This is a genomic window from Streptomyces sp. NEAU-174, from assembly GCF_052665095.1.
Window position 1 is genome coordinate 1026726 of sequence record NZ_JBQTCE010000002.1, and the last position, 16345, is coordinate 1043070.

At 72.2% G+C, this 16345-nt stretch carries 13 protein-coding genes; all 13 read right to left on the reverse strand.

The features are described 5' to 3' along the window. Nucleotides 1-155: 155 nt before the first annotated feature. Nucleotides 156-2321, reverse strand: a complete 2166-nt coding sequence (locus ACT2CW_RS09105; protein WP_445516191.1) for a primosomal protein N' — start codon at nt 2319-2321, stop codon at nt 156-158. Between the two features lie 101 nt (nt 2322-2422). Continuing rightward, nucleotides 2423-3631, reverse strand: coding sequence for a methionine adenosyltransferase (metK, locus tag ACT2CW_RS09110; RefSeq protein ID WP_037951673.1), 1209 nt, complete (start codon nt 3629-3631; stop codon nt 2423-2425). Between the two features lie 360 nt (nt 3632-3991). Beyond that, complete coding sequence (gene coaBC, locus ACT2CW_RS09115; protein ID WP_445516192.1) at nt 3992-5200, reverse strand: bifunctional phosphopantothenoylcysteine decarboxylase/phosphopantothenate--cysteine ligase CoaBC; 1209 nt, start codon at nt 5198-5200, stop codon at nt 3992-3994. A gap of 141 nt (nt 5201-5341) precedes the next feature. Further along, nucleotides 5342-5602 (reverse strand): DNA-directed RNA polymerase subunit omega, encoded by a 261-nt coding sequence (gene rpoZ, locus ACT2CW_RS09120; RefSeq protein ID WP_020867048.1) that lies wholly within the window; start codon nt 5600-5602, stop codon nt 5342-5344. 58 nt (nt 5603-5660) lie between these two features. After that, entirely contained in the window at nt 5661-6227 is a 567-nt protein-coding gene (gene gmk, locus ACT2CW_RS09125; protein WP_164425058.1) for a guanylate kinase, read from the reverse strand. A gap of 48 nt (nt 6228-6275) precedes the next feature. Further along, the gene (locus tag ACT2CW_RS09130; RefSeq protein ID WP_009713618.1) at nt 6276-6599 is read right to left on the reverse strand and encodes an integration host factor; all 324 of its coding nucleotides are present in this window, start codon (nt 6597-6599) and stop codon (nt 6276-6278) included. Between the two features lie 203 nt (nt 6600-6802). Then, nucleotides 6803-7666 (reverse strand): orotidine-5'-phosphate decarboxylase, encoded by an 864-nt coding sequence (gene pyrF / locus ACT2CW_RS09135; RefSeq protein WP_164425056.1) that lies wholly within the window; start codon nt 7664-7666, stop codon nt 6803-6805. 94 nt (nt 7667-7760) lie between these two features. Beyond that, on the reverse strand, nt 7761-8861 hold the full coding sequence (locus ACT2CW_RS09140; protein ID WP_445516239.1) for a quinone-dependent dihydroorotate dehydrogenase: 1101 nt from the start codon (nt 8859-8861) through the stop codon (nt 7761-7763). A gap of 92 nt (nt 8862-8953) precedes the next feature. After that, nucleotides 8954-12265 (reverse strand): carbamoyl-phosphate synthase large subunit, encoded by a 3312-nt coding sequence (gene carB, locus ACT2CW_RS09145; RefSeq protein ID WP_445516193.1) that lies wholly within the window; start codon nt 12263-12265, stop codon nt 8954-8956. Beyond that, complete coding sequence (gene carA, locus ACT2CW_RS09150; RefSeq protein WP_164425050.1) at nt 12258-13397, reverse strand: glutamine-hydrolyzing carbamoyl-phosphate synthase small subunit; 1140 nt, start codon at nt 13395-13397, stop codon at nt 12258-12260. The genes carB and carA overlap by 8 nt, the downstream gene beginning before the upstream one ends. Next, the gene (locus tag ACT2CW_RS09155) at nt 13394-13990 is read right to left on the reverse strand and encodes a PH-like domain-containing protein (protein WP_311766679.1); all 597 of its coding nucleotides are present in this window, start codon (nt 13988-13990) and stop codon (nt 13394-13396) included. Before ACT2CW_RS09155 ends, carA begins: the two co-directional genes overlap by 4 nt. Beyond that, the gene (locus ACT2CW_RS09160) at nt 13987-15282 is read right to left on the reverse strand and encodes a dihydroorotase (protein WP_445516194.1); all 1296 of its coding nucleotides are present in this window, start codon (nt 15280-15282) and stop codon (nt 13987-13989) included. The genes ACT2CW_RS09155 and ACT2CW_RS09160 overlap by 4 nt, the downstream gene beginning before the upstream one ends. Before the next feature lie 2 nt (nt 15283-15284). Further along, nucleotides 15285-16265 carry an aspartate carbamoyltransferase catalytic subunit gene (locus ACT2CW_RS09165; protein WP_445516195.1) on the reverse strand — a complete coding sequence of 327 codons (981 nt, stop codon included), beginning with the start codon at nt 16263-16265 and terminating at the stop codon, nt 15285-15287. Nucleotides 16266-16345 lie beyond the last annotated feature (80 nt).

Sequence of the window (16345 nt, forward strand, 5' to 3'; positions counted from 1 at the left end):
TGAGAGGCTCGGATGTCCCCGGTGAGAGGCTCGGATTTCCCTGGCCACCGCCGGGAGGTGCCCCCGCCGGGGCGCGAAAGCCTCCCCAGCGGCCACCGCCGGGAGGTGGCCCGGGCCGGAGGCCCCAAGCCACCGGACGCTGTACGGCACCGGAGTCACCCGATGTCCAGGGGATCCACCCGCACCGCGGGATCCCTGTCCCCCCGGGCCAGGCGGCGGGCCTTCGCCTCCTTGAGGGCTGCCGCGAGGGCGCTGCCCTGGCCGGGGCGGACCCGTAGCAGGGCGCGCTCCCAGACCTCGCCCGCGGGCGGGTCCCCGGGGCGGCGCGGGCGGCCGGGGGGCGGCGGGGGCAGCGGGACCGGCCCCAGGATCTCGGCCCCCTCGGGCAGTTGGGTCGAGGCGATCAGCTCGGCCACCGCCTCCGCGGGGCCGGTCACGGCCGCCATCCGGGAGATCGGCGGAAAGCCCAGATCGGACCGCTCGGCCAGCTCGCGCGCCGCGTAACCGGCCGGATCCCAGCGCACCAGCGCCTGGACGGGCCGCAGCGTCGGCTCGGCCATGATCACCACCATGCCGCCCCGGCCGTCGTCCCCCTCCTCCCCATGGCCACGGACCAGCGAGGCCGCCTCCAGCCAGTGGCGCAGCGCGTCCTCACCGGCGCGCAGATCGGGGCGGCCGAGCAGGGCCCAGCCGTCGAGCAGCAGCGCCGCGGCGTAGCCGCCCTCCGCGACCGGTTCGGCGCCCGGTGTGCTCACGACGAGCGCCGGACGGTCCGGGACGGACGTCAGCACATGGTCACGACCCGAGGTGCGGACGGGCACGGACGGAAAGGCGCGGCCCAGCTCCTCGGCGGTGCGCCGGGCGCCGACGATGGACGCCCGCAGCCGGACGCCCCCGCATTCGCGGCAGTGCCAGGCGGGCTCGCCCCGCCCGCACCAGCCACACACCAGATGGTCCGCGTCCCGCGCCTCCAGCGGGCCCGAACAGTGCGCACAGCGCGCGGGCTCCCGGCAGCGCTCACAGGCCAGCTTCGGCACATAGCCCCGGCGCGGCACCTGCACCAGCACCGGGCCGCGGGTCAGCGCGTCCCGTACGGTCTGCCACGCGATCGTGGGCAGCCGGGCGGCGCGGGCCTCGGCGTCCCGGGCCACCTCGCCCTCGTCGACCGTACGGATCAGCGGGGCGGCGGCCCGGACCCGCTCGCGGTCGGCCTCGAGCGGCCGGGCCCAGCCGTTCTCCACCAGCTGGGCGGCCTCGACGGTGCGGCCGAGGTCGCCCAGCAGGAAGCCGGTCTTCTCCTGGACGGCGCGCAGCAGCAGCACATCGCGGGCGTGCGGCTGCGGCAGCCGATCGTCGCTGTGGCTGCGGTCCCCGTCGTCCCAGATCCCCACCAGCCCGAGGTCACGGACGGGTGCGAACATCGCCGCCCGGGTGCCCACCACCGCCCGCACCGAGCCCCGGCTGACCGCCAGCCAGCGGCGGTAGCGCTCCTCCGGCCCGAGGTCGGCGGTGAGCAGCACGTGCCGCCCCGGGCCGCCGAGCACCTCCGCGAGCGCGGCGTCCACCCGCTCGGCCGTCCGCCCGTCGGGCACGACGACGAGCGCCCCGCGCCCGGACGCGAGCGCGGCGGCCACGGCGGTGGCCCACTCCCGGGGCCAGTGCGGTCCGGGCAGCGCGGTCCACACGGCCCGCGGCCGGTCCCCGCGCACCAGCGCCTCCAGGAACCCGGGCCCGGCCGGATAGCGCGCCCAGCTCCCGGGCGCGGGCGGCTCCGGCGGGGGCAGCGGCGCCGGTGACGGCTCGCCCTCGGCACGGGCGTTGCGCTTGGGCAGGGCCAGCTGGAGCACATCGGCGAGCGACCCGGCGTACCGTTCGGCGACCGCCCGGCACAGCGCCAGCAGCCCCGGCCCCAGCACCTGCTCGGTGGAGACCACCTGCGCGAGGGCGGCCAGCGGGCCCCGGTAGTCGGACTCGGCGACGCGCTCGATGATGTACCCGTCGAGCAGCCCGCCCCCCTCGCGCCGCCCGTCGCGCACCTTCCCCGTCCCGGCCCCGAACCGCACCCGCACCCGCACCCCGGGCCGGGCCTCGGCGTCCATCTCGGCCGGCACCGCGTAGTCCCACAGCTTGTCGAGGTGGACCGGCCCCTTGTCCACCAGCACCCGCGCCACCGGCCGCTCCGCGGCCAGCGCCGCCCCCCGCCAGGTCCGCGGCTTCGCCTTGGGCACCTTGGCCTTGCGCACCGTCTCCCGAATGAGCGCGAGCTGCTCCCCCTCCGACGCCTCCGCCGGCTCCCTCGGCCGCTCGTTGTCCCTGCTCACAGATCAAGTCTTAGCAGACCGCACGGACAGCTACGCATGCGAAGGCCCGGGCGCCGCGGGGGCGTCCGGGCCTTCGTCGGGGTTCGTGAAGCGAGCCGGGCCTACAGACCCGCCGCCGCGCGGAGGGCGTCGACGCGGTCGGTGCGCTCCCAGGTGAAGTCGGAGTGCTCACGGCCGAAGTGGCCGTACGCCGCCGTCTGGGCGTAGATCGGGCGAAGCAGGTCGAGGTCGCGGATGATCGCGGCCGGGCGGAGGTCGAAGACCTCGGAGATGGCCTTCTCGATCTTCTCGGCGTCGACCGCCGCCGTGCCGAAGGTCTCGACGAAGAGGCCGACCGGCTCGGCCTTGCCGATGGCGTACGCGACCTGCACCTCGCAGCGCTGGGCGAGGCCGGCGGCCACCACGTTCTTGGCGACCCAGCGCATGGCGTAGGCGGCGGAGCGGTCGACCTTGGAGGGGTCCTTGCCGGAGAAGGCGCCGCCGCCGTGGCGGGACATGCCGCCGTAGGTGTCGATGATGATCTTGCGGCCGGTGAGGCCGGCGTCGCCCATCGGGCCGCCGATCTCGAAGCGGCCGGTCGGGTTGACCAGCAGGCGGTAGCCCTCGGTGTCGAGCTTGATGCCGTCCTCGACCAGCTCGTTCAGCACGTGCTCGACCACGAATTCCCGGATGTCGGGCGCCAGCAGCGAGTCCAGGTCGATGTCGGAGGCGTGCTGCGAGGAGACGACGACGGTGTCCAGGCGGACCGCCTTGTGGCCGTCGTACTCGATGGTGACCTGGGTCTTGCCGTCCGGGCGCAGGTAGGGGATGGTCCCGTTCTTGCGGACGTCGGACAGCCGGCGGGAGAGCCGGTGCGCCAGGTTGATCGGCAGCGGCATCAGCTCGGGCGTCTCGTCGCAGGCGTACCCGAACATCAGGCCCTGGTCGCCCGCGCCCTGCTTGTCCAGCTCGTCCTCGTCGCCCTCGACCCGGAGCTCGTAGGCGGAGTCCACACCCTGGGCGATGTCCGGGGACTGTGAGCCGATCGACACCGAGACGCCGCAGGAGGCGCCGTCGAAGCCCTTCTTCGACGAGTCGTAGCCGATTTCGAGGATCTTGTTCCGCACGAGCGTCGCGATCGGGGCGTACGCCTTGGTCGTCACCTCGCCGGCCACATGCACCAGGCCGGTGGTGATCAAGGTCTCGACCGCGACCCGGGAGTGCGGGTCCTCCCGCAGAAGGGCGTCGAGAATGGTGTCGCTGATCTGGTCAGCGATCTTGTCGGGGTGACCCTCGGTGACAGATTCCGAGGTGAACAGGCGGCGGGACACATCGCTCCCTGGGGTTGCAGCGGCTGCTGGCTGATCATGGTCGGGACCGCGCGGGGGCTGCGCCCGATGCGGTTCCTGGGCCAGTTTATCCGGCACGTCCACCGGTCAAGCATCCCCGTCCCACAGAACGGGCAGGCCCGTGACCGGGAACATACCTTGCCTCAAGCCGAAATACAGCCCCACCCCGCCGTGGCAGGGATGTGTCATGAGCCCGATCGGCCGTGTCCCGCCCCCTGTCGAGCCCCCTGTCGAGCCTGTTGTCGAGCCTTTCGAGAAGTTCCGGGGAGTCCCGCGTCGAGCCTGTCGAGAACTCCCGGGCAGCCCCGCCGGGCGGGATCCGGCGCGGCCCCGGGTGCGCCCTCAGCCCAGGCGGCGGGCCACCAGGTCCCAGACCGTGTCGGCGAGCGCGCCCTTGGGGCCGTACGGCACGGGCGTCTCGGTGCCGTCCGCGCCGAGCACCACGGCCTCGTTGGTCTCGGCGCCGAAGGTCTTGTGCTCCCCGACCTCGTTCACCACGAGCAGATCGCAGCCCTTGCGGGCCAGCTTCGCGCGCCCGTTCGCGAGCACGTCGTCGGTCTCGGCGGCGAAGCCGACCACGATCTGGCCGGGGCGGGCGCGCTCCGCGGAGATCTCGGCGAGGATGTCCGGATTCCGCACCAGGGCGAGCGGCTCGGGCTCCTGGCCCTCGCGCTTCTTGATCTTCCCTTCGGCGTACTGGGCGGGGCGGAAGTCGGCGACGGCGGCGGCCATGACCACTGCGTCGGCGTCCGCGGCGGCCTTGAGGACGGCCTCCCGCAGCTGTGCCGCGGTGCCCGCGCGCACCACATCGGCGCCGGCCGGGTCGGGCAGCTCGCTGTTGGCCGAGATGAGCGTCACCCGCGCGCCCCGGGCGACGGCGGCACGGGCCAGGGCGTACCCCTGGCGGCCGGTGGAGCGGTTGCCGAGGAAGCGCACCGGGTCCAGCGGCTCGCGGGTGCCTCCGGCGCTGACCACGACATGGCGGCCGGCCAGATCGGCGGTGAGCGCCTCGGCGCCGCGGGCCAGCACCCGGCGGCAGACCTCGAAGATCTCCCCGGGGTCGGGCAGCCGCCCCTTGCCGGTGTCCACACCGGTGAGCCGCCCCACGGCGGGCTCGATGACGACGGCGCCGCGGCGGCGCAGCGTCGCCACGTTCTCCTGGGTGGCCGGGTGCTCCCACATCTCGGTGTGCATCGCGGGCGCGAAGACGACCGGACAGCGCGCGGTGAGGAGCGTATTGGTGAGCAGGTCGTCCGCCAGGCCGTGGGCGGCCTTGGCGAGCAGATCGGTGGTGGCGGGGGCGATCACGACCAGATCGGCGGACTGGCCGATGCGGACGTGGGGCACCTCGTGGACGGACTCCCAGACCTCGGTCGTCGCCGGATGTCCGGACAGCGCCGACCAGGTGGCCTCGCCGATGAAGTGCAGCGCCGAGGCGGTGGGCACGACGCGTACGTCATGGCCGGACTCGGTGAGGCGGCGCAGCAGCTCACACGCCTTGTAGGCGGCGATCCCGCCACTGACGCCCAGGACCACTTCGGGCTTGTCCATCGCTCGGCTCTCCCCACCGGGTACGTCGTATGCCGCATCGGGCGTTACGTCCAGTCACGGTACGCCGGGTCGGCTCACGTACCCATGACACACCACGGGCCCGGCATCGCTGCCGGGCCGGTGGTTCACGCGCTGCGGAACCTACTGGGCGGGGCCCTCGATGGCCTCGGACGTCAGCAGGCCCGCGTTGATCTCACGGAGCGCGATCGAGAGGGGCTTCTCGTGGACGTGGGTGTCCACGAGGGGACCGACGTACTCGAGCAGGCCCTCACCGAGCTGGGAGTAGTACGCGTTGATCTGACGCGCGCGCTTGGCCGCGTAGATCACCAGGCTGTACTTGGAGTCGGTGGCCTCGAGCAGCTCATCAATCGGAGGGTTGATGATCCCCTCGGGCGCGGTCATGGGAGAGGACACTCTCTAGCCTTCCTTATTTCGCCTGACGGCAAGAGTGAATCGAAGATCAAGCCACTCGCATCAAGGCTAGCAGCTCATTGGCCACGTCCTCGACGGAGGTATTGACCAAGGTCATATCGAACTCTGACTCGGCGGCCAGCTCGGTCCGCGCGGCCTCCAGCCGCCGCTCGATCACCTCGGGCGCCTCGGTGCCCCGGCCGGTGAGCCGGCGCACCAGCTCCTCCCAGCTCGGCGGAGCGAGGAAGACCAGCTGCGCCTCCGGCATGGACTCGCGGATCTGCCGTGCGCCCTGGAGATCGATCTCCAGCAGCACCGGCTCGCCCGCGCCGAGGCGGTCCATGACCGCCTCGCGCGGGGTGCCGTAGCGGTTGCCCGCGAATTCGGCCCACTCCAGCAGCTCACCATTTGCTATGAGCTTGTCGAACTCCCCGTCGTCCACGAAGAAGTAGTGGACGCCGTCCCGCTCACCGGGGCGCGGACGCCGGGTCGTGGCGGAGACCGAGAGCCAGACCTCGGGGTGTTCCTTGCGCATATGGGCGACGACCGTGCTCTTGCCGACCCCGGAGGGGCCGGAGAGCACGGTCAGTCGCGGTCGTGCGGAGTGTGCTGCCATGGAGCGATTATCCAGGTTCCCGGGAGTGCCTGGAAACGCCGGGCCGGGTCAGCCGGCGGCGCCGCCGAACTCACGCTCGAGCGACGCGATCTGGTTGGAGCCCAGACCCCGCACACGACGGCTCTCGGAGATGCCGAGCCGCTCCATGATCTGCTTGGCGCGGACCTTGCCGACGCCGGGCAGGGACTCGAGGAGAGCGGACACCTTCATCTTGCCGATGACATCGTTCTCCTGGCCCTGCTTGATGACCTCGTGCAGGGAGGCGCCGGAGTGCTTGAGTCGATTCTTGACCTCGGCGCGCTCCCGGCGAGCCGCGGCGGCCTTTTCTAGCGCGGCTGCGCGCTGTTCAGGGGTAAGGGGCGGAAGAGCCACGCCTACGTCACCTCGGATGTCGAACTGTCGGATATGGACCGGTGAGGAACCTAGTCGCCCCTCACCTGGGGAGCAACGCGCAACGCAGCGCGCGTTCGCTCTCGTCGGAGACTAGCGGCCGATCCCGCTCCAGTCAGCGAGAACAGACGAAAAGTCCTGGTCAGACTCGCTCGACTCAGACATTTACGGACAAAGTAGCCGGGTTATTCGGCCACGGCACGCACTTCATCAGCCATTCGGGAGGCCGCGGCGACCAGCGACGCGGCGTCCGGACCGTGCCGGAGCACCCCCCGGCTGACGCTCGGAAGGACATTTCGCACCGCCGCGCCGAAGACCGCCGGAAGATCGGCGGGGGTCGCGCCCTGGGCCCCGATGCCGGGGGCCAGCAGCGGCCCGTCGATCGCCAGATCGGCGCCCAGCCGGTGCGCGGTGCCGCCGAGGGTGGCCCCGACGACGGCCCCGTACGAGCCGAGGCGGCCCTCGGCGGCCTCGGCGGCGTTCTCGGCCTTGAGCGCGGTCAGCACGGTGGCCGCGACGGTCGTCCCGTCGGGCCGCACCGCGTGCTGCACCTCGGCGCCCTCCGGGTTGGACGTCAGCGCCAGCGCGAAGACGCCCGCACCCGCCGCCCGCGCCGCGTCCAGCGCCGGGCGCAGCGAGCCGAAGCCGAGGTAGGGGCTGACGGTGACGGCGTCCGAGAAGAGCGGGCCGGCCGGATCCAGATAGGCGGAGGCGTACGCGGCCATGGTCGAGCCGATGTCGCCGCGCTTGGCGTCCATCAGCACCAGCGCCCCGGCGGCGCGGGCGTCGGCGACGGCCCGTTCCAGCACCGCGATGCCGCGGGAGCCGAACCGCTCGAAGAAGGCCGACTGCGGCTTGAGGACGGCGACCCGCTCGGCGAGGGCGTCCACGACGGTCCGGGTGAACCGCTCCAGACCGGCCACATCGTCCCCCAGGCCCCAGTCGGCCAGCAGGGAGGCGTGCGGGTCGATGCCGACGCAGAGCGGTCCGCGGGCGTCCATGGCGGCGCGCAAGCGGGTGCCGAAGGGGGTGGGTGCGGGTGTCGTCATCGGTCTCTCCTCAGGAAATTCAGCCCCTCCGGCGCTTGAGGAGCGGGGTCCGGGGCGGAGCCCCGGCGGGGGGCGGGGGCGGAGCCCCCGGGCATTACGCGGCTGCCTCGGCGCCGACGGCCTCGGCGAGGGTGGCGTACGGGCTCGCGGCCAAGCGGGCCGCGAGGCCGCGGTGGATCTCACGGCACCAGAACGGCCCGCGGTAGATGAACGCGCTGTAGCCCTGGACCAGCGTCGCCCCCGCGAGGATCCGCTCCCAGGCGTCGTCCGCGGTCTCGATCCCGCCGACCCCGACCAGGGTCAGCCGGTCCCCCACCCGGGCGTACAGGCGGCGCAGCACCGCCAGGGAGCGCGCCTTCAGGGGCGCGCCGGACAGGCCGCCGGTCTCGGCGGTGAGCCGGGCGGGCGAGGCGAGGCCGAGTCCGTCGCGCGCGATGGTGGTGTTCGTGGCGATGATGCCGTCCAGGCCGAGCTCGACCGCCAGATCGGCGACCGCGTCCACGTCCTCGTCGGCGAGATCCGGCGCGATTTTGACCAGAAGTGGCACCTTGCGACCGGTGACCGTGCGGTCCGCGGCCTCGCGGACCGCGGTCAGCAGCGGCCGCAGATGGTCCACGGCCTGGAGATTCCGCAGTCCGGGGGTATTGGGCGAGGAGACGTTGACGACGAGGTAGTCGGCGTGGGCGGCGAGCCGCTCGGTGGACGTCACATAGTCGGCGACGGCCTCCGCCTCCGGGACGACCTTGGTCTTGCCGATGTTGACGCCGACCGTGGTACGGAAGGCCGGGCGCCGGGCCGCGAGACGGGCCGCGACCGCCGCCGAGCCCTCGTTGTTGAAGCCCATCCGGTTGATCAGGGCGCGGTCGGCGACCAGCCGGAAGAGCCGCCGCTTGGGGTTGCCGGGCTGCGGCTGGGCGGTGACCGTGCCGATCTCGACATGGTCGAAGCCCAGCATGGCCATGCCATCGATCCCGGCGGCGTTCTTGTCGAATCCGGCGGCGAGCCCGAACGGCCCGTGCATCCGCAGGCCCAGCGCCTCGGTGCGCAGCGCCCTGTCGCGGGGGGCGAGGACGGCGGCGGCGAAGGTGCGCAGGACGGGGACGCGGGCGGCCAGGCGGATCCAGGAGAAGGCCAGGTGATGGGCCTTTTCCGGGTCCATGCGCCGGAAGATCAGGTTGAAGAGGAGGGCGTACATGAGGGGCTTTCTGCCGAAGGGCGAGGACGTGGACATGAAGAGCGGTGGGCTCATGAAGAGGGGGACACCGGCCGGTGTCCCCCTCCCTCGCCTCACTCCTCGCGGGCGGCGGTCAGATGTTCCGCGTGTTCCTGGAGCGATCGGACGCCGACCGCGCCCCGGCCCAGCGCCTCGATGCCCTGGACGGCGGCCGCGAGCGCCTGGACGGTGGTCAGGCACGGGACTCCGCGGGCGACGGACGCCGTACGGATGTCATAGCCGTCGAGCCGGCCGCCGGTGCCGTACGGGGTGTTGACGATCAGGTCGACCTCGCCCTCGTGAATGAGCTGGACGATGGTCTTCTCACCGTTCGGGCCCTCGCCCTCGCTGTGCTTGCGCACCACGGTCGCGTTGATCCCGTTGCGCTTGAGCACCTCCGCCGTGCCCGAGGTGGCCAGCAGCTCGAAGCCGAGGCCGACCAGCTCCCGGGCCGGGAAGATCATCGAACGCTTGTCGCGGTTGGCGACGGAGACGAACGCGCGCCCCTTGGTCGGCAGCGCGCCGTACGCCCCGGCCTGCGACTTGGCGTAGGCCGCGCCGAAGACCGAGTCGATGCCCATGACCTCGCCGGTGGAGCGCATCTCCGGGCCGAGGATGGTGTCCACCCCGCGCCCGGAGGCGTCCCGGAACCGGCTCCACGGCATCACGGCCTCCTTGACGGAGATCGGGGCGTCCATCGGCAGCGTGCCGCCGTCGCCGCTGGAGGGCAGCAGCCCCTCGGCGCGCAGCTCGGCGATGGTGGCGCCCAGCGAGATCCGGGCGGCGGCCTTGGCCAGCGGTACGGCGGTGGCCTTGGAGGTGAAGGGCACGGTACGGGAGGCGCGCGGGTTCGCCTCCAGCACGTACAGGATGTCCCCGGCCATCGCGAACTGGATGTTGATCAGCCCGCGGACGCCGACCCCGCGCGCGATGGCCTCGGTCGAGGCGCGCAGCCGCTTGATGTCGAAGCCGCCGAGGGTGATCGGGGGCAGGGCGCAGGCCGAGTCGCCGGAGTGGATACCGGCCTCCTCGATGTGCTCCATGACGCCGCCGAGGTAGAGCTCCTCGCCGTCGTAGAGCGCGTCCACGTCGATTTCTATGGCGTCGTCGAGGAAGCGGTCGATGAGCACGGGGTGCTCGGAGATCAGCCCGGCGTGCCGCTCCAGGTACGCGGCGAGCGAGGGCTCGTCGTAGACGATCTCCATACCGCGGCCGCCGAGCACATAGGAGGGGCGGACCATGACCGGGTAGCCGATCTCGGCGGCGATGCCCTTGGCCTGCTCGAAGGAGAAGGCGGTGCCGTACTTGGGCGCGGGCAGCCCGGCCTCGGTGAGCACCCGGCCGAAGGCGCCGCGCTCCTCGGCGAGGTTGATCGCCTCGGGCGAGGTGCCGACGATTGGCACGCCGTTGTCCTTGAGCGCCTGGGCCAGGCCCAGCGGGGTCTGGCCGCCGAGCTGGACGATGACCCCGGCGACCGGGCCCGCCTGCGTTTCCGCGTGGACGATCTCCAGTACGTCCTCCAGGGTGAGCGGCTCGAAGTAGAGCCGGTCGGAGGTGTCGTAGTCGGTGGAGACGGTCTCCGGGTTGCAGTTGACCATGACGGTCTCATAGCCCGCGTCATGCAGCGCGAAGGAGGCGTGGACGCAGGAGTAGTCGAACTCGATGCCCTGGCCGATGCGGTTGGGGCCCGAGCCGAGGATGATCACCGCGGGGGTCTCGCGCGGGGCGACCTCGGACTCCTCGTCGTAGGAGGAGTAGAAGTACGGGGTCCGGGCGGCGAACTCGGCGGCGCAGGTGTCGACCGTCTTGTAGACGGGCCGGATGCCCAGCGCGTGCCGCACCTCGCGGACCACGTCCTCGCGCAGCGAGCGGATCCCGGCGATCTGGGCGTCGGAGAAGCCGTGCCGCTTGGCCTCGGCGAGCAGCTCGGGGCCGAGCTTGCCGGCGGCGGCGATCTCGTCCGCGACCTCCTTGATCAGGAAGAGCTGGTCCACGAACCACGGGTCGATCTTCGTGGCGTCGAAGACCTCCTCGGGGGTGGCCCCGGCACGGATGGCCCGCATCACGGTGTTGATCCGGCCGTCGGTGGGGATCACGGCCCGCTGGAGAAGCTCGGTCTTGTCGCCGGGCTCCCCGGTGAAGTCGAACTGGCTGCCCTTCTTCTCCAGCGAGCGCAGCGCCTTCTGGAGCGCCTCGGTGAAGTTGCGGCCGATGGCCATGGCCTCGCCGACCGACTTCATGGTGGTGGTGAGCCGGGCGTCGGCGGCCGGGAACTTCTCGAAGGCGAAGCGCGGCACCTTGACCACGACATAGTCGAGCGTGGGCTCGAAGGAGGCCGGGGTCTCCTGGGTGATGTCGTTGGGGATCTCGTCCAGGGTGTAGCCGACGGCCAGCTTCGCGGCGATCTTGGCGATGGGGAAGCCGGTGGCCTTGGAGGCGAGCGCCGAGGAGCGGGAGACGCGCGGGTTCATCTCGATGACGATGACCCGGCCGTCCTCGGGGTTGACCGCGAACTGGATGTTGCAGCCGCCGGTGTCGACTCCGACCTCGCGGATGACGGCGATGCCGATGTCCCGCAGGATCTGGTACTCGCGGTCGGTGAGCGTCATCGCCGGGGCGACGGTGATCGAGTCACCGGTGTGCACGCCCATGGGGTCGAAGTTCTCGATGGAGCAGACGACCACGACGTTGTCGTTGCGGTCGCGCATCAGCTCCAGCTCGTACTCCTTCCAGCCGAGGATGGACTCCTCCAGGAGCACCTCGGTGGTCGGCGAGAGGGCCAGGCCCTGGCCCGCGATACGGCGCAGCTCGTCCTCGTCGTGGGCGAAGCCGGAGCCCGCACCGCCCATGGTGAAGGAGGGGCGGACCACGACGGGGTAGCCGCCGAGCTCCTCGACGCCCGCGAGGACGTCGTCCATGGAGTGGCAGATGACCGAGCGGGCGGACTCACCGTGGCCGATCTTGGCCTGGACGGCCTCGACGACCTCCTTGAACTGGTCGCGGTCCTCGCCCTTGTGGATCGCCTGGACATTGGCGCCGATCAGCTCGACGCCGTACTCCTCGAGGGTGCCCGCCTCGTGCAGCGAGATGGCGGTGTTGAGCGCGGTCTGGCCACCGAGGGTGGGCAGCAGCGCGTCGGGGCGCTCCTTAGCGATGATCTTCTCGACGTACTCCGGGGTGATCGGCTCGACATAGGTGGCGTCGGCGATCTCCGGGTCGGTCATGATCGTGGCCGGGTTGGAGTTGACCAGGATGACCCGCAGGCCCTCGGCCTTGAGCACCCGGCACGCCTGGGTGCCGGAGTAGTCGAACTCGGCGGCCTGGCCGATGACGATCGGGCCGGAGCCGATGACCAGAACGGACTGGATGTCGGTGCGCTTAGGCACGCTGGCCCTCCATCAGGGACACGAAGCGGTCGAAAAGGTACGCGGCGTCATGCGGACCGGCGGCGGCTTCGGGGTGGTACTGGACGCTGAACGCGGGGCGGTCGAGCAGCCGCAGCCCCTCGACCACGTTGTCGTTGAGGCAGACGTGGGAGACCTCGGCGCGGCCGAAGGGGGTGTCGGACGGCGCGTCGAGCGGGGCGTCCACGGCGAAGCCGTGGTTGTGGGCGGTGACCTCCACCTTGCCGGTGGTGCGGTCCTGCACCGGCTGGTTGATCCCGCGGTGGCCGTACTTCAGCTTGAAGGTGCCGAAGCCGAGCGCGCGGCCGAGGATCTGGTTGCCGAAGCAGATGCCGAACAGCGGCGTGGAGCGCTCCAGCACGGCCCGCATCAGGGCGACGGGGTGGTCGGCGGTGGCCGGGTCGCCGGGGCCGTTGGAGAAGAAGACCCCGTCCGGGTTCACCGCGTAGACGTCCTCGGCGGTGGCGGTCGCGGGCAGCACGTGCACCTCGATGCCGCGCTCGGCCATCCGGTGCGGGGTCATGCCCTTGATGCCCAGGTCGATCGCGGCGACGGTGAACCTCTTGGTGCCGATCGCCGGGACGACGTAACGCTCCTCGGTGGCCACCTCGCCGCTGAGGTCGGCGCCCTTCATCTGGGGGGCCTGACGCACCTTCGCCAGCAGCGTGGCCTCGTCGGCGAGCGCCCCGCCGGAGAAGATGCCCACGCGCATGGCGCCGCGCTCGCGCAGATGGCGGGTGAGGGCGCGGGTGTCGATCCCGCTGATGCCGACGACGCCCTGGGCGCTGAGCTCCTCGTCGAGCGAGCGGCGGGAGCGCCAGTTGGAGGGCGTACGGGCCGGGTCGCGCACCACATAGCCGGAGACCCAGATCCGCTGCGACTCCGGGTCCTCGTCGTTGACGCCGGTGTTCCCGATGTGCGGGGCGGTCATCACGACGACCTGGCGGTGGTAGGAGGGGTCGGTCAGGGTCTCCTGGTAGCCGGTCATCCCGGTGGAGAACACGGCCTCGCCGAAGGTCTCCCCCACGGCCCCGTAGGCCCGGCCGCGGAAGGAGCGGCCGTCCTCCAGGACGAGGACTGCGGGGCTGGTGGCCCCCCTGTTGGAGGTGGTCATCGTGCGCCTTCCTGGTTGTGCTCGGTGTTCTTGACGGCCAGGGCCTCGACCCAGGCGGGGTGCTCGGCCGCGTGGTCGGAGCGGAAGCCGGAGTCGATCAGCCGGTCACCGTGGCTCCAAGTGATCACCAGCAGCCCGCCCTCGGCGAGGACCTTGCCCGCGATGCCCTTGTCGAGCCGCGCGCCGCGCAGCTCGGCGGCGGGGATGAAGAAGTCCCGCGCGCCCGGCCGTACGACGCTCACGCCCTGGTCGGTGAGGGTGAGCTCGACCCGGCTGCGGGTGCCGAGGCCATGGGCGACGATCCGGTCCAGCCACTGCCCGGCGGTGGTGGAACCGTGGTAGCGGCCGCTCATCGACAGCTTGGGCTCGCCGGGCTCGGCCGGGGCCTGGGGCAGCTCGGGGAGGTCGCCCTGGAGGGTGCCGCGCCACTTCCAGCCCTCCCGCATCAGCCAGTAGACCAGCGCGATGACCAGCAGCAGCCCGACGACCCAGCCGAGCCGGGCGGCCCAGTCCGTCACGTCCTGCGATTTCTGCTCGGCGGCGAGGCCCGCGAATCCCGCGAGGCCCGCCACCGGATGACTCGGAGTCGTCACGCCAGCTTCCCGTCCACAACCGTCGCCCGGCCCCGCAGGAAGGTGTACGTCACGCGGCCCGGCAGTTCACGGCCCTCGTAGGGGGTGTTGCGGCTGCGGGAGGCGAAGCCCGCGGGGTTCACCACACCACGGTAAGCCGAGTCGAGCAGGGTGAGGTTGGCGGGCTCCCCGGCGGCGATGGGACGGCCGTGGCCGGTCAGTCGGCCGATGGCCGAGGGCCGCGCCGACATCCGGTCGGCGACGCCCGTCCAGTCCAGCAGTCCGGTGTCCACCATGGTGTGCTGGACCACGGACAGCGCCGTCTCCAGGCCCACCATGCCCATGGCCGCCGCGCCCCACTCGCAGTCCTTGTCCTCGTGCGGATGCGGGGCGTGGTCGGTGGCCACGCAGTCGATGGTGCCGTCGGCGAGCGCCTCGCGCAGCGCCATCACATCGGCCTCGGTGCGCAGCGGCGGGTTCACCTTGTAGACGGGGTCGTAGGAGCGTACAAGCTCGTCGGTCAGGAGCAGGTGGTGCGGGGTGACCTCGGCGGTGACGTTCCAGCCCTTGGACTTGGCCCAGCGGACGATCTCCACCGAGCCCGCGGTGGACAGATGGCAGATGTGCACCCGGGAGCCGACGTGCGCGGCGAGCAGCACATCGCGGGCGATGATCGACTCCTCGGCGACGGCCGGCCAGCCGCCCAGGCCCAGCTCGGCGGAGACGACGCCCTCGTTCATCTGGGCGCCCTCGGTGAGCCGGGGCTCCTGGGCGTGCTGGGCGATGACGCCGTCGAACGCCTTCACGTACTCCAGCGCGCGGCGCATGATCACCGCGTCGTCCACGCACTTGCCGTCGTCGGAGAAGACCCGCACCCCGGCGGCGGAGTCGTGCATCGCGCCCAGCTCGGCGAGCTTCTTGCCCTCCAGGCCCACGGTCACCGCACCGATGGGCTGTACGTCGCAGTAGCCGGACTCCTTGCCCAGCCGCCACACCTGCTCGACGACGCCCGCGGTGTCGGCCACCGGGAAGGTGTTGGCCATGGCGTGGACGGCGGTGAAGCCGCCGATCGCGGCGGCCCGGGTGCCGGTGAGGACCGTCTCGGAGTCCTCCCGGCCGGGCTCGCGCAGATGGGTGTGGAGGTCGACCAGGCCCGGCAGCAGGATCTGCCCGGTGGCGTCGATCACGGTGGCGCCGTCGGCGTCGAGGCCGGCGCCGACCGCGGCGATGCGCTCGCCCTCGATCAGCACGTCGCGCGGCCGGCCGCCGAGCACCTTCGCCCCGCGCAGCAGCGTCTTGTGGGTGTCGCTCATGGTCACTTGCTCTCCTCGGTGCGGGCGGCGGCGACGGCGGACTCGTTCCCGCCGAGCAGCAGATACAGGACGGCCATGCGGATCGAGACCCCATTGGCGACCTGCTCGACGGCGGTGCAGCGGTCGGAGTCCGCGACATCGGCGGTGATCTCCATGCCGCGGTTCATGGGGCCGGGGTGCATCACGATGGCGTGCTCGGGCATCCGCGCCATCCGGTCGCCGTCCAGGCCGTAGCGGCGGGCGTACTCCCGCTCGGTGGGGAAGAACGCGGCGTTCATGCGCTCGCGCTGGACGCGCAGCATCATCACGGCGTCGGTCTTGCCGATCACCGCGTCCAGGTCGTAGGCGACCTCGCAGGGCCAGCTCTCCACGCCGAAGGGGACCAGCGTCGGCGGGGCGACCAGGGTGACCTCGGCGCCCAGGGTGGACAGCAGATGGACGTTGGAGCGGGCCACCCGGCTGTGCAGGACGTCGCCGACGATGGTGACCCGGCGGCCGGCCAGGTCCTGGCCCACGCCGGACGCCCCGGAGGCCAGCCGGCGGCGCATGGTGAACGCGTCGAGCAGCGCCTGGGTGGGGTGCTCATGGGTGCCGTCGCCCGCGTTCACCACGGCGCCGTTGATCCAGCCGGAGGTGGCCAGCCGGTGCGGGGCGCCGGAGGCGTGGTGGCGGATCACCACGGCGTCGGCGCCCATGGCCTCCAGGGTGAGCGCGGTGTCCTTCAGGGACTCGCCCTTGGAGACCGAGGACCCCTTGGCGGAGAAGTTGATCACGTCGGCGGAGAGCCGCTTGGCGGCCGCCTCGAACGAGATGCGGGTGCGGGTGGAGTCCTCGAAGAAGAGGTTGACGACGGTACGGCCGCGCAGGGTCGGCAGTTTCTTGATCGGCCGGTCGGCGAGCCGGGCCAGTTCCTCGGCGGTGTCGAGGATCAGGACGGCGTCGTCGCGCGAGAGATCGGCGGCCGAGATGAGGTGGCGCTTCATCCGGTTGCTCCGTGGGTGAAGGAGGTGTGCGGGCGTGCGGGCGGGCAGGCGCGGGGACCGGTGGCCTGGCGGCACCGGTG